This is a genomic window from Providencia sp. PROV272 (genome assembly GCF_049901975.1).
Lineage (GTDB): Bacteria > Pseudomonadota > Gammaproteobacteria > Enterobacterales > Enterobacteriaceae > Providencia > Providencia stuartii.
The window spans coordinates 2174693-2188850 of record NZ_CP096291.1 but is presented as its reverse complement, the minus strand read 5'-3'; the positions used below and the strand labels follow the sequence as shown (position 1 = coordinate 2188850).

The window sequence follows — 14158 nt, the reverse complement described above, 5'->3', positions numbered from 1 at the left end:
AATTAGGGGTATTGCATAATGAATAATGCCAAATATGACCTTATTGAAGGCTTTAACCGGTTAGAAAGTAAAATAACGGAACTTAGCCAATTGATTGCTGAGCAACCTTCTATCTCTGCGACCATTTTTCGTCTTCCGGATGTCATGAAAGGAGAAGAAAATAATGAGATTAAACAAATCGACGTTGAAAAAATAACAGGTAAACTTGCCATCCAACATGCTATCGAACATTATAACCTATTATTTATTCATGATAAATCAGAACTCACCAGTAATAAATCAGCCGTTAGGTTACCTGGCGCGATCTGTATTGATACCCCCTATTCTACTTATCAAACTTTTCGGGTCTTGCTAGATGAGATCAATGAATTAAAAATACAGATAAAACAAATAGTCACTCAAAAATCAGGGGTTGATGAATCGCAACGTTTTGAATTTATTCATGATACACTGCATGGTTTACTGACATTAAATACCTATCGAACTCTAACCTACCTTACTGATATCGATACCATAAGGTTTGGTTGGGCAAATAAAAAAGTCATAAATAAAATGACAAAAGAACAGGTGTTGAGCAAGCTGCAAGGCTCATTGGAAAGTGGGCGCCAACCATTGGGAGTTGCAAAGGAAGAGTGGTTGAAACAATTAGAGCAAGAAATTCTATTGATCAGCCAATTAAATAATGACGTAGTACTTAAAACACAACGCCCCGTTAAAGTGCAACCTATTGCTCGTGTTTGGGATAGCGCCCAACAAAAACAAACTCAGTTCGCTTGTGCCAACCCTTTGCTCATTTTTGCGGTTGAAAAATCACTGACTGATATTGTGATAGGTAACCTACCCGATTACCATGTTGATAACATTGCGATCCGTAATCGACCAAGGTCTAAGCCTGTTGAGCTACTGATACCCCGCTTAAATTTATATATGGAAATATAAAAAAACACCTGCCATTGATGAGCAGGTGTTTAAATATTCAGTTAATAAATTAACTGATTAGCTTTTCATGCTGCCAACCATATCTTCTGGGCGAACCCACTCATCGAACTGCTCAGCAGTCAGATAATTTAGTTTTAATGCTGACTCTTTCAACGTTAAGCCTTCTTTATGTGCTTTCTTAGCAATTTCAGCGGCTTTATCGTAACCAATATGTGTATTAAGAGCAGTAACCAGCATCAATGACTCATGAAGTAGCTTCTCAATTCTTTCACGGTTTGGTTCAATACCAATCGCACAGTGTTCGTTGAAACTACGCATACCGTCAGCCAGTAGGCGGATAGATTGCAGGAAGTTATCAATCACCATTGGGCGGAACACGTTCAGTTCAAAGTTACCTGAAGCACCACCGATATTGATAGCAACGTCATTACCCATCACTTGTGCACATAGCATCGTTAAAGCTTCACACTGTGTAGGGTTAACTTTACCTGGCATGATTGAGCTACCTGGCTCGTTTTCAGGGATTGCGATTTCGCCAATACCACAACGAGGACCTGACGCCAACCAACGAACGTCGTTAGCAATTTTCATCAGGGACGCCGCTAAGCCTTTTAGTGCACCATGAGCGTGAACTAAAGCATCACATGTTGCGAGTGCTTCAAATTTGTTAGGTGCAGTAACAAATGGTTGACCAGTCAGTTCCGCAATTTTTTTAGCAACACGAACCGCATACTCAGGGTGAGTATTTAGACCGGTACCAACAGCCGTACCTCCCAGCGCTAACTCACATACGTGTGGTACAGAGTTTTCAATGTGTTTTTCGCTATGCGCTAACATCGCTACCCAGCCAGAAATTTCTTGGCCTAAAGTCAATGGCGTTGCATCTTGTAGGTGGGTACGACCAATTTTTACGATGTCTTTAAATTCTTTTGCTTTAGCATCTAATACTTTGTGTAACGCTTTTAATTCAGGTAGCAAGTGCTCGCGAATAGCAACAACGGCCGCAACGTGCATTGCAGTTGGGAATACGTCGTTTGAACTTTGGCTCTTGTTAACATCATCGTTAGGGTGAATAAGACGCTCATTACCTCTTTGTCCACCTAAGATCTCGCTACCACGGTTCGCCAGTACTTCGTTCATGTTCATATTACTTTGAGTACCAGACCCCGTTTGCCAGATAGCAAGAGGGAATTCAGTAGGATGCTTGCCAGCTAATACTTCGTCAGCCGCAGCGATAATCGCATCACCGCGATCTTTAGGCAGTAAGCCTAAATCCATATTCACGCTTGCAGCAGCTTTTTTAGTCACTGCTAATGCATGAATCAACGCAACAGGCATTTTTTCTACAGATATACGGAAATGTTCTAAAGAACGCTGAGTTTGCGCGCCCCACAACTGGTCAGCAGGTACTTCAATTGGTCCCATTGAGTCTTTTTCAATGCGAGTGGCTGCCATTACTATCTCCTTAAGTACATACACAGAATAATCGGTTTTGGAATCATCAGCTTGCAGGTAAGCCGATAACACCCCCCTATAATGCCACATATTTAATTTCAATAATGCGACTTAACCGTGTTTATTGTATTGTAGTAAAAAGGAAATAAGTTGATTTTTAGAAAAAGAGAGTTTTGGCTATGCTAAAAATGATTAATAAGATTCAAAATTACGACTGGGGGAGTACCACTGCACTCACACAGTTGTACGCTATCCCTAACCCAGAACATCTACCCATGGCTGAGTTATGGATGGGAGCACACCCAAAAGCGAGCTCTTGTGTCGTGAATACCAAAACAGGCCAAACGCTCCCACTGATTGATTATATTGCGAGTAACCCAGAAGAAATTCTAGGTAAAAAAGTAGCAGACACTTTTTCCTCCCGCTTACCTTTTTTATTTAAAGTGTTATGTGCCGCAACCCCTCTTTCGGTACAAGTCCATCCTAATAAGGTTTATGCTGAAGTTGGTTTTGCAAAAGAGAATGCTGCGGGGATCCCTTTAGATTCGCCAATCCGCAACTATAAAGATGATAATCATAAACCTGAGCTGATTTATGCTTTAACACCTTTTAAAGCAATGAACGCATTTCGCCCACTCAATGAAATTGCTGAACTGCTTGATTTTGTCTCTGCGGCCCACCCTGAAATTCAATTCTTTGTTCAATCACCAACTGAAGAAAAATTAGCGAAATTATTTGCACAAATTCTGAGTCTCACAGGTGAACAAAAAGAGTTAGCACTAGGTGTATTGAAAGCCGCATTAAACAGTCGCCAAGGCGAACCATGGAACACCATAAAACAAATGGTTAGCCTCTATCCTGAAGATACAGGTTTATTTGTCCCACTGTTGCTTAATGTTGTTGAGTTGCAGCCTGGCGAGGCAATGTTCTTATATGCAAGGACGCCACATGCTTATATTGAAGGCGTTGGGCTAGAAATCATGGCTAATTCCGATAATGTCCTACGAGCTGGACTGACCAATAAGCATATTGATGTTCCAGAATTGATAGCAAATGTAGATTTTATCCCCAAAACAAGCCAAAGTTTACTTAGTGAACCAGAAAAAACAGGAAATATCTGTAAATATCATATACCAGTAGAAGATTTTGCATTTAATATATATTCTATTGATGACACAGAGATAAACATAACTAATGAAACGGCTTCTATCTTTTTCTGCATAGATGGCGAGTTAGTTTTGAAGTCAGGCGATGATGAATTAAAAATCTGTTCAGGAGAATCTGTTTTTCTGGCGGCCTTTGAAAAAGAAGTTTACGCCACAGGCGTGGGTAAGCTCGCTCGTGTCTATAACCTTTAATGTATTTTTGTGTTTTGTTCGTCTTGATTGCACGCAAAAGACGGTTAGATAAAACTTGTACAATTTTTATAGCGCGTTAAGACAACGCGCTGAAAGGATGGATGTTCATAATGAAAAAGTCATTAGTTGCAGTTGGTGTAATAGTTGCTATTGGTGCTGTATGGTGTGGTGCATCATGGTACACAGGCTCTAAAGTTGAGTCTGAATTAAATTATATGATTGAGGATACCAACTCATTTATTAAGGTAAATGCTCCAAGTTCAGGTTTACAGTTCAAAGTGGAAAACTTTAAACGTGGTCTATTCTCCTCGCAAGCTAATATCGTTATCTCATCCGTATATTCTACTGGCCCAGAGGAAAGTCTTGTATTTAATACTGATATTGAGCACGGCCCTTTCCCTCTATCACAACTCTCTAAATTCAATTTAATGCCTAAACTGGGCGCGGCACATATTGAATTAGCAAATAATGAAGCAACCAAAGAGCTATTCGAAATAACAAAAGGTAAACCATTTATTTCAGGTACTGCTGTTGTTGGTTATGGCCAAAGTGTTGATGCAAATCTAGATTTGTTACCCGTTGAATTTACCAAAGAAAAGTCAAACATTTCCTTTAATGGATTAAAACTATTATTTAATGCCTCTTCTGACTTTAACGAGATTGAAGCCACACTGAATACTGACAACTTATTGATTCAGAATGCAGATAAATCAGAAGAAATGATGTTAAAAGGGCTAAAACTAACTTCTAACCTGACTAAGTCCGAACATGATTTCTATATCGGTAAACAAGATTTTGTTATAGAAAATGCAAATGTTAATATCCCTGAGGTTAAATTTTCTTTCAAAAACTTAGTGATGACTTCAGACTCTGCACTGGAAAAAGAAAATATTAAAGGTAGCTTCACTTACAGCATTGATGATTTAGTCGCATTAGATCAAAACTTAGGTTCCGGTAAGGTAGTTATTTCGATTGATAAGCTAGATGCAAAAGCGTTGGGTAAATTTGTTAAACAATATAATAGTGCATTAGCAGAAGGAGTTGCGTCAGGCAATCCAACAGCAGCAGGTGAAAAAATCGCAATGAAGATGATGAAGGAAACATTGCCTGAAATGCTGAAAAACCAACCGACCTTCTCTATCAGCCCTCTTTACTGGAAAAACTCTGCAGGTCAAACAACGACAGACTTAAGTATGACCTTTAATAAGTGGGACCAAAAAGAGCTTACTGAATTAGCAATGACAAACAAAGTTGATGAAGCAGTTAAGAGCTTATTTAAGTCATTTGACTTTAACCTCACGCTGAACAAACCAATGGCTATTGAGTTAATGTCTCAAATCGCTATTTTAGACCAAGGTCAAGTTGTTGATGCAGAAACTAAGAAAATGTATGTTGAGCAAGCAACAAATGAGTTTGATCAAGCACAAATGCTCCTAACTTCAGATATGTTCAGCTCACCGTTTGAAGAAATGTTCATGACTGACGAAGAGCGTGCAGAAAAAGCGAAACAGAAAAAATCACCATGGATGATAGAGAAAGGTAACGATCTGACCATGACTATCAAATATGCAGGTAATGATATTACGTTTAACGCGGATAGCTATACCCTTGCAGACTTCTTAACTAAGATGAAGTTGATGGCTGGCCCAGAAAGCTCTATGGAATATGAAGAAGAAGAGTTAGTTGTACCACAAACCGAAGATGCGCCGGCTGACGGTGCTGAAGTAGCACAACCAGCTAACTAATCTGCATTAATATTAATCTTAAACGCCAGTCAATATTTTTTGACTGGCGTTTTCACATCTATACTAGGATATATTGGCTAATCCATACACATAAAGGGACTCAATTCAGTGATAAACAGACAACTGCCACTTACAGACATACATCGCCATCTAGATGGTAATATCCGCCCCGAAACAATCCTTTCCCTTGCCCAACAACACGGTATTACGCTACCTGCTAATGAGATTGAAGCTTTACGTCCTCATGTGCAAGTAATGACACAAGAGGCTGACTTAGTCGGTTTCCTGCAAAAACTAGATTGGGGAGTTGCTGTATTAGCCGATCTCGATGCCTGTAAACGTGTTGCTCAAGAAAACGTCGAAGATGCTTATAAGGCGGGTATTGACTATGCAGAATTGCGTTTTTCTCCTTATTACATGGCAATGAACCATCGCCTCCCTATTGAAGGTGTTGTTGAAGCTGTCATTGATGGTATTACGGCTGGTTGCAAACAGTATGATATTAAAATTAATTTAATAGGGATCCTTAGTCGAACCTTTGGTCAAGACGCTTGTGCAAAAGAGTTAGCAGGCCTACTCGCTCACCGCGACAAACTTTGCGCATTGGATTTGGCTGGAGATGAGCTTGGCTTTCCAGGCTCCCTTTTCCACTCTCACTTTACCCAAGCGCGCGATGCCGGTTTACAAATAACTGTTCATGCAGGGGAAGCCGCGGGTGCAGAAAGTATTTGGCATGCAATTAAAGAATTAGGGGCACAACGAATTGGCCATGGTGTTAAAGCTTGTGAAGACCCTAAGCTGATCGAATACTTAGCAAAACATAAAATTGGTATTGAAAGCTGCTTAACCTCGAATATCCAGACCAGCACTGTACCGTCATTAGCGAAACATCCATTGAAAATGTTTTTAAACCATGGTGTGTTAGCGTCGATTAATACTGATGACCCTGCCGTAGAAGGCATTGAATTAGCTTATGAATATGAAGTTGCCGCCCCTAAAGCTGGGTTGACACCATCTGAAATAGAGCAGGCTCAAATCAATGGATTGAGTATCGCCTTTCTTAGCGAAAGTGAAAAACAGCAACTCAAACAAAAAGCAGCCCTTCGCTAACCTGCTATAAAGCTAAATTCATTCACGTTTTGGGCAGTTAATCTCCTTTTCTGCCCTGTTTAGCTTTTTTCTCTGAAGGTTAAGTTTGCCTATTATTGATAACACCATAGTATGTTGTAACTAAATGGTGATTATGGATTGAGTAAGTCGGGTTATTATCCCCCCGACTTTACTATTAATTATTTAGTTAAACGTTTTGCGTAACGCTGGGCTAAAACCGCGCATACCATTAATTGGATTTGATGAAATATCATTAGTGGCAATAAGATTATCCCTACAACGGAGGCTGGAAATAGCACATTAGCCATAGGAACGCCGTTCGCTAAGCTCTTTTTTGAACCACAGAATACGATTGTGATTTCATCTTCTTTACTGAATTTAAATAAGCGTGCCGCAAGTGTATTTAGGATCATAACGACAAATAAAATAAGGCAGCTGATCACAGCAATCATAAATAGAGAGTATCCATCAATACGCTGCCAAATTCCTTCAACAACCGCTTCACTGAAAGCGACATATACGACTAATAATATAGAAGAACGGTCAGTGATATTAATTAATTTACGATTACGGTTAATCCAATTCGCTAATAGTGGACGAGACAGGTGCCCTACTACAAATGGCAGCATTAATTGCAATAAAATAGAGCCAATTGCATTCAACGTATCCATTGCTTGGCTGCCATCTTCATCCATTAGTAACCCCACCAATATCGGCGATAAAAAGACGCCGAGAATACTGGATGCTGACGCACTGCAAATCGCTGCGGCCACATTTCCTCCGGCAACAGAGGTAAAGGCAATGGCCGATTGTACCGTTGCTGGCAATGCACAAAGATAAAGAAACCCCATGTATACCGTCGGTGACATCCATGACGGCACCATAAAATGCAAAGCTAATCCAATAATAGGAAACAGAATAAATGTGCTTGAAAATACTAATAAGTGTAGTCGCCAGTGCCCAATCCCTGCCATGATTGATTCACGAGAAAGCTTTGCACCATGCATAAAGAACAAAAGCGCAATAGCTGCCGTTGTTAGATACTGAAAGCCAACTTTGATTTCCCCTTCACAAGGAAATAGGCTTGCAATCACAACAACGCCAATCATAATCAATAAAAAAGGGTCAATTTTTAATTTTGCTAACAAATTCATGTTATTACCTAACAAAAAGCCAGCTAAAAATGCTGGCTCATCTATTTAAACATTAACAATCAAGAGTAACGGTGCGTTTTTGTTTATCTGAAAGTATACCAGCCTCAATTAATTTCATAATTTCAATGGCTTCTTGTGGCTGTACTGGATTTGCGGCACCATGACGGATTGCCTCATGAATGGCAAGATAGTAACCACCATAATTTCCTTTTTCATTTTGCCATTCTTGGGAAATAAGCGCATCGCCTTGTGACAGCGTCACAACGCCATTACGTTGATCTATTCCCCAATTTTCATGAGTCGGTAACAGACCATTTTTTAAATTTTCTTCTTGTGAATCAAGACCATATTTGACATAACTTCCCTTCATGCCATGAATAACATAGAGAGGCGATTCAGCGGCAGCTACTGTTGTTGCGTGAAGAACGACTTTTTTATCTGGATAGTGAAGAAGAACATGGAAATAATCAACGGCTTCAGCACCTGGGCGGATCATCCCTAAATCTGCGGTAATACTTGCTGGTTTTCCGAAAAATTGTAACGCTTGATCTAATAAATGAGGACCAAGATCATACCAAATTCCACCGCCTGCGACTGCTGCCTCTCGCCATCTTTGTCGTGTGACTGGGCGATAACGGTCAAAATGTGACTCATAATATTTAATGTCGCCTAGGCAACCATCAGCAAACAGTTTCTTCAGTGTTAAATAGCCTGCATCCCAACGGCGATTATGATAAACCGATAAAAGCTTTCCTGCTTGTTGTGCCTGTTGTTGTAGTGATTGAGCCTCTTCTACAGTGACAGTAAAAGGCTTATCGACAACGACATGCTTGCCTGCCGCTAACGCTTGGCTTGCCAGTGGATAATGAGTGTCATTGGGGGTCGGGATAATGACTAATTCAATTTCAGGATTTGCAAACAGTTGCTCAGGTGAAGAGACGACTTCAACATCAGGCCAATCAGCGGTTACCTTATCTGAATTGCTACTGGAGATAGCTGTCAATTCATACCCTGGCAATGTAGCGATAAAAGGGGCATGAAATGTTTTACTTGCATAACCATAACCTACAATACCGACTTTTATTGGTGCGGACATAATGACCTCATTTTATTAATTTTCACTGAATCCATAAAAAGTATCACCATAACGAATTAATTAGCAAATAAAACTATGGTAGGATAGCCTCGAATTGATGCTACTTAAAAAGTCATTCATGATTCAGCAACGTGATAAAAGAGATGCGTTCACTAGCCACGAGTGTAAGCAAAGACAGTTCTTGATACTGCTGCTTAGTGTATGATTTAGCTTATAATATGGATTAAATTGATATGACGCCTGTTTATGACCACCATCGTATTACTGGTTGGCTCCTTGCCCCCGCAGCTTTCATCTTATTAACGTGTTTTGCTGTATGCTCTATGGTGGTCATGTATTTTATTACGTTATATCGAATTATCACTACAATTGATGATTGGACTCACTATATCCCATTCGACTGGTATTTATCTTTTCTGATCACTATCGTTATGATGGTATTCACTATTCATATCTTAAAACTTATGTTTATGCGTTCTCGGCATTTTCCTCGCCGTTTTATTATTTGGATGTTAGTCCTGTTATTGCTTGGACTAAAAACCTTTTATTTTGCAAATATTGATTCCCTAACGGCGCTAAAAACACTCGCCTGGCCACTTATCGGTGCTGCTATTTTTGTTCCTTACATCAAAAATTCTGCTCGTGTGAAGATGACTTTCACACAAGATCGATAAGCATCACAAAAATAGCTTGTTATCATACAGCCTGTTTAACTGACGCTCGTCAGTTTTTGTTCTTTTAATTTTGTTTTCAGGCAATAAAATGACTGATTATCTTTTGCTATTCATTGGAACCGTACTGGTTAATAACTTTGTACTGGTAAAATTCCTTGGTCTGTGCCCTTTTATGGGTGTATCAAAAAAACTCGAAACAGCCATCGGAATGGGCTTTGCTACCACTTTTGTTATGACACTCGCCGCAATCAGCTCTTGGTTGATGGATACGTTAATTTTAGTGCCCCTCGACCTGCTCTATCTGCGCACCCTAAGTTTTATCTTAGTGATTGCCGTGGTTGTGCAATTCACTGAAATGGTTGTTAGAAAAACCAGTCCAACGCTCTATCGCCTGTTAGGGATCTTTCTCCCACTTATTACGACTAACTGTGCAGTTTTAGGGGTTGCTTTATTAAATATCAATCAATCGCATGGTTTCTTACAGTCTGCTGTTTATGGTTTTGCAGCCGCCGTTGGTTTCTCATTGGTAATGGTGCTGTTTGCCGCTATTCGCGAACGGTTGGCGGTCGCTGATGTTCCTGCACCTTTTCGTGGCTCATCTATCGGCCTTATCACTGCTGGACTAATGTCTTTAGCATTTATGGGTTTTAGTGGTTTGGTGAAGTTCTAATGATATCGTTATGGATTGCTATTGGCATTTTAGCCGTTTTTGGGCTGATCTTTGGTTTGATCCTTGGCTATGCCTCATTACGCTTTAAAGTTGAAGAAGACCCCATTGTTGAAAAAATTGATGCCATTTTGCCCCAAAGTCAATGTGGTCAATGCAGCTATCCGGGGTGTCGCCCCTACGCAGAAGCTGTAGCCAATAACGGAGAGATGATCAACAAGTGCGCGCCGGGTGGCGAGCAAGTCATGTTGAAAATAGCTGAACTTCTTAACGTAGACCCTCAGCCAATTGATGGTGATGAAAGCGCACAGAATCCTGTTCGAAAAGTCGCTATTATTGATGAAGAAAACTGTATCGGCTGCACCAAATGTATTCAAGCATGTCCTGTTGATGCCATTGTTGGCGCAACGCGCGCTATGCATACCGTAATTGAAGATCTCTGCACAGGTTGTGATCTGTGCGTAGCCCCTTGCCCGACTGATTGTATCGAACTTGTTCCTGTGAAAACGACCACTGCAAACTGGAAATGGGATTTAAACAGTATTCCTGTCAAAAATATTCCTGTATCACCTGATGAACAACAACCGAAATCTCCTTTCACCACGGTAAAAGGAGATGCGCATGTTTAAGTTGTTTAATTGGTCAAAAAAAGACAATATCTGGGATTTCTCTGGTGGGATACACCCGCCAGAAATGAAATTACAGTCAAGCCAAACGCCAATGCGTGTGGCATCAATTCCCGATGAACTGATTATCCCGTTACAGCAGCATTTAGGCCCTGAAGGGGAATTGATCGTCAAAGTGGGTGAACATGTGCTCAAGGGGCAACCTTTAACCCATGGTGTCGGTCGTACAGTGCCTGTTCATGCCTCAACTTCAGGCACTATCACCGCAATAAAACCGATGGTCACGGCACACCCTTCTGGCTTAAAAGAGCTATCAGTTTGCCTCAAAGCCGATGGGTTAGATTCTTGGTGTGAGTTATTCCCTGAGCCTGACTATTTACAGCTCACTCCTCAACAATTATTACAAAAAATTGAGCAAGCAGGCATCGCTGGGCTTGGTGGTGCAGGTTTCCCTACCGCGTCTAAATTAGCGGGAGGGAAAGATGCTATCAAGACATTGATCGTTAATGCGGCCGAATGTGAACCTTATATCACAGCAGATGATCGCTTAATGCAAGAGCATGCCGATGAGGTTATCGAGGGTTGTCGTGTCTTGCAACATTTACTCAACCCTGATCAAATACTTATTGGCATTGAAGATAATAAACCTGAAGCCATTGCCGCACTGAAGAAAGCCATTACTGCCCATGATAAGCAGATTTTTGTGCGGGTGATCCCCACCAAATATCCTTCAGGTGGTGCTAAGCAGCTTACTAAGATCCTGACGGGTAAAGAGGTTCCTTCTGGTGCCCGCTCCTCACAGATTGGCGTATTGATGCAAAACGTCGGTACGGTTGTTGCCATAAAACGTGCCGTCATTGATGGGCAACCTTTGATTGAACGTGTTGTCACCGTTACAGGTGAATCTATTACCTCCCCTGGAAACTTTTGGACTCGCTTAGGTACTCCTGTTCATCATCTATTACAACAAACGGGTTTTACCCCTGCATCTGAGCAAATGGTGATTATGGGGGGGCCACTAATGGGCTTTACTTTGCCAGATCTCAAGGTACCTGTAGTTAAAATATGCAACTGCTTGTTAGTTCCTAGTGTTGAAGAAGTTGGGCAAAAACCGATTGAAGAAGCTTGTATCCGCTGTGGTTTATGCGTTGAAGCATGCCCTGCGGCCCTACTGCCTCAACAATTATATTGGTTCAGTAAAGGCAAAGAGCACGAAAAAGCGCAAAAACATAACCTATTTGATTGTATCGAGTGCGGTGCTTGTGCCTATGTTTGTCCAAGTAATATTCCGTTAGTGCAATATTATCGACAAGAAAAAGCAGAAATTCGCGAAATCAAACAAGAAGAGCGCCGTGCTGCAGAAGCAAAACTACGATTTGAAGCGAAGCAGCAGCGTATGGAACGCGAAAAATTAGCCCGTGAAGAGCGTCATAAAAAAGCCGCTGTACAAGTGGAAGCATCAGACAAAGATGCTGTTGCTGCTGCGCTCGCTCGTGTAAAAGCTAAACAAGCAACAGCAACTTCAGATATTCATGTGATAGCGGGTGCGGCGCCGGATAACAGTGCTGTTATTGCCGCAAGAGCCGCACGTAAAGAACAAGCGAGAGCGCAACAAGCAGAAGCTGAACCTGCAACGGCAGAAACTGAATCAACCGACGTTGACCCACGTAAAGCCGCTGTCGCTGCCGCTATTGCTCGTGCCAAAGCGAAAAAAGCGGCGCAACAAGCAGAAGCTGAACCTGCAACGGCAGAAACTGAATCAGCCGACGTTGACCCGCGTAAAGCCGCTGTCGCTGCCGCTATTGCTCGTGCCAAAGCGAAAAAAGCGGCGCAACAAGCAGAAGCTGAACCTGCAACGGCAGAGACTGAGCCAGCCGACGTTGACCCACGTAAAGCCGCTGTCGCTGCCGCTATTGCTCGTGCCAAAGCGAAAAAAGCGGCGCAACAAGCAGAAGCTGAACCTGCAACGGCAGAAACTGAATCAGCCGACGTTGACCCACGTAAAGCCGCGGTCGCTGCCGCTATTGCCCGTGCTAAAGCGAAAAAAGCAGCCCAAGAGAAAGCACAACTTGAGGCTCAAGTGAGTGAGGAGGAAATGCTGTCACCTGCTGCTGAACAACCCATTGAAGAAGAAACAGATCCTCGTAAAGTTGCGGTTGCTGCGGCGATAGCTCGCGTAAAAGCCAAACAAGCTCAAAAACAAAACGAACAAACAATGATAGAGTAAGTGATTAAACACCATGAAATTTAGGCCTATTGATCCAAATAACCGTCGTTTAAAAATCGCTAGCGCGCCATTTACCCATGATAACCAAAGCACTAGTCTTGTTATGCTTTGGGTTTTATTGGCTGCGATACCGGGTATTGCAGCACAAATTTACTTCTTTGGTATTGGCACTCTCTATCAAATTGTTTTAGCCATGCTGGCTGCTGTGATCACAGAAGGCATCGCTATCCGTTTACGTAAAAAGCCTGTTATTAACGTTCTTAAAGATAATTCAGCCATTGTTACCGCGCTATTACTGGGTGTGAGTCTACCGCCATTAGCGCCTTGGTGGATGATCGTTCTTGGAACTGCCTTTGCCGTGATCATTGCTAAACAATGTTATGGTGGTTTGGGGCAAAATCCATTTAACCCTGCAATGGTGGGTTATGTCGTATTACTAATTTCTTTTCCTGTACAAATGACCAGTTGGCTCCCGCCCTCTGAATTACAGACTCTTAATATCAATGCACTAGAGAGCCTTTCAATTATCTTCACTGGACATACTCCAACGGGGATCACGCTGGATGCCTTGCGAATGGGTGTCGATGGAATGAGCCAAGCAACACCATTAGACAGCTTTAAAACAGGGCTATTAACCCATTCGATTTCTGATGTTTTACAGCAACCAATTTTACAAGGCTCTCTGGCGGGTATTGGTTGGCAATGGGTCAATATTGCCTATTTAATCGGCGGCCTCATAATGTTAAACCGTCGGATTATTAGTTGGCAGATCCCTGTTTCATTCCTTGCTACCTTAGCATTCTGTTCGGTAGTCAGTTGGTTATTAGATGATGGTCGCTACTCGCCACCACTAGTACAGTTACTCTCCGGCGCAACTATGCTAGGGGCATTTTTTATTGCAACAGATCCAGTTACGGCATCGACGACACCAAAAGGCCGCTTGATTTACGGTGTAATGATTGGCTTATTAGTGTGGCTAATCCGTGTTTACGGTGGTTATCCCGATGCTGTCGCTTTCGCTGTGCTACTAACTAATATTGCGGTGCCTCTCATTGACCATTATACGCAACCTCGTGCATACGGGCATGGACATAAGTAAGGAGCCTA

12 protein-coding genes are annotated in these 14158 nt (G+C 41.7%); 9 read left to right on the top strand and 3 right to left on the bottom strand.

What is annotated here, in order from left to right; all coding sequences use genetic code 11:
- The first annotated feature begins 18 nt into the window (after nt 1–18).
- Complete coding sequence (gene tus, locus M1E93_RS09920; RefSeq protein ID WP_104873501.1) at nt 19–939, top strand: DNA replication terminus site-binding protein; 921 nt, start codon at nt 19–21, stop codon at nt 937–939.
- A 57-nt stretch (nt 940–996) separates the two neighbouring features.
- On the opposite strand, the gene fumC is transcribed toward tus, so the two are convergent.
- Entirely contained in the window at nt 997–2394 is a 1398-nt protein-coding gene (gene fumC, locus M1E93_RS09915) for a class II fumarate hydratase (RefSeq protein ID WP_014656033.1), read from the bottom strand.
- A 179-nt stretch (nt 2395–2573) separates the two neighbouring features.
- On the opposite strand from fumC, the gene manA reads away from it, so the two are divergent.
- The 3 genes from manA (at nt 2574) to add (ending at nt 6607) form a co-directional block, all read left to right on the top strand.
- Nucleotides 2574–3752 (top strand): mannose-6-phosphate isomerase, encoded by a 1179-nt coding sequence (gene manA / locus M1E93_RS09910; protein ID WP_014656034.1) that lies wholly within the window; start codon nt 2574–2576, stop codon nt 3750–3752.
- A 110-nt stretch (nt 3753–3862) separates the two neighbouring features.
- The gene (locus tag M1E93_RS09905) at nt 3863–5497 is read left to right on the top strand and encodes a YdgA family protein (protein WP_104873502.1); all 1635 of its coding nucleotides are present in this window, start codon (nt 3863–3865) and stop codon (nt 5495–5497) included.
- A gap of 108 nt (nt 5498–5605) precedes the next feature.
- A complete protein-coding gene (gene add, locus M1E93_RS09900; protein ID WP_004920077.1) occupies nt 5606–6607 on the top strand; it encodes an adenosine deaminase in 1002 nt (333 codons plus the stop codon).
- A gap of 179 nt (nt 6608–6786) precedes the next feature.
- Here add and M1E93_RS09895 read toward each other — a convergent pair whose 3' ends face one another.
- Nucleotides 6787–7761, bottom strand: coding sequence for a bile acid:sodium symporter family protein (locus tag M1E93_RS09895; RefSeq protein WP_004920081.1), 975 nt, complete (start codon nt 7759–7761; stop codon nt 6787–6789).
- A gap of 52 nt (nt 7762–7813) precedes the next feature.
- The gene (locus tag M1E93_RS09890) at nt 7814–8857 is read right to left on the bottom strand and encodes an oxidoreductase (RefSeq protein ID WP_004920084.1); all 1044 of its coding nucleotides are present in this window, start codon (nt 8855–8857) and stop codon (nt 7814–7816) included.
- A 233-nt stretch (nt 8858–9090) separates the two neighbouring features.
- On the opposite strand from M1E93_RS09890, the gene M1E93_RS09885 reads away from it, so the two are divergent.
- The 5 genes from M1E93_RS09885 to rsxD all read left to right on the top strand — a co-directional run bounded on the left by M1E93_RS09885 (nt 9091) and on the right by rsxD (nt 14150).
- Nucleotides 9091–9531 (top strand): DUF2569 domain-containing protein, encoded by a 441-nt coding sequence (locus tag M1E93_RS09885; RefSeq protein WP_014656038.1) that lies wholly within the window; start codon nt 9091–9093, stop codon nt 9529–9531.
- Between the two features lie 88 nt (nt 9532–9619).
- A complete protein-coding gene (rsxA, locus tag M1E93_RS09880; RefSeq protein WP_004920088.1) occupies nt 9620–10201 on the top strand; it encodes an electron transport complex subunit RsxA in 582 nt (193 codons plus the stop codon).
- Nucleotides 10201–10827 carry an electron transport complex subunit RsxB gene (gene rsxB / locus M1E93_RS09875; protein WP_104873503.1) on the top strand — a complete coding sequence of 209 codons (627 nt, stop codon included), beginning with the start codon at nt 10201–10203 and terminating at the stop codon, nt 10825–10827. The genes rsxA and rsxB overlap by 1 nt, the downstream gene beginning before the upstream one ends.
- Nucleotides 10820–13051, top strand: coding sequence for an electron transport complex subunit RsxC (gene rsxC, locus M1E93_RS09870; RefSeq protein ID WP_426206846.1), 2232 nt, complete (start codon nt 10820–10822; stop codon nt 13049–13051). The genes rsxB and rsxC overlap by 8 nt, the downstream gene beginning before the upstream one ends.
- A 13-nt stretch (nt 13052–13064) precedes the next feature.
- Nucleotides 13065–14150, top strand: coding sequence for an electron transport complex subunit RsxD (rsxD, locus tag M1E93_RS09865; protein WP_004920098.1), 1086 nt, complete (start codon nt 13065–13067; stop codon nt 14148–14150).
- The last annotated feature ends 8 nt before the right edge of the window (nt 14151–14158 follow it).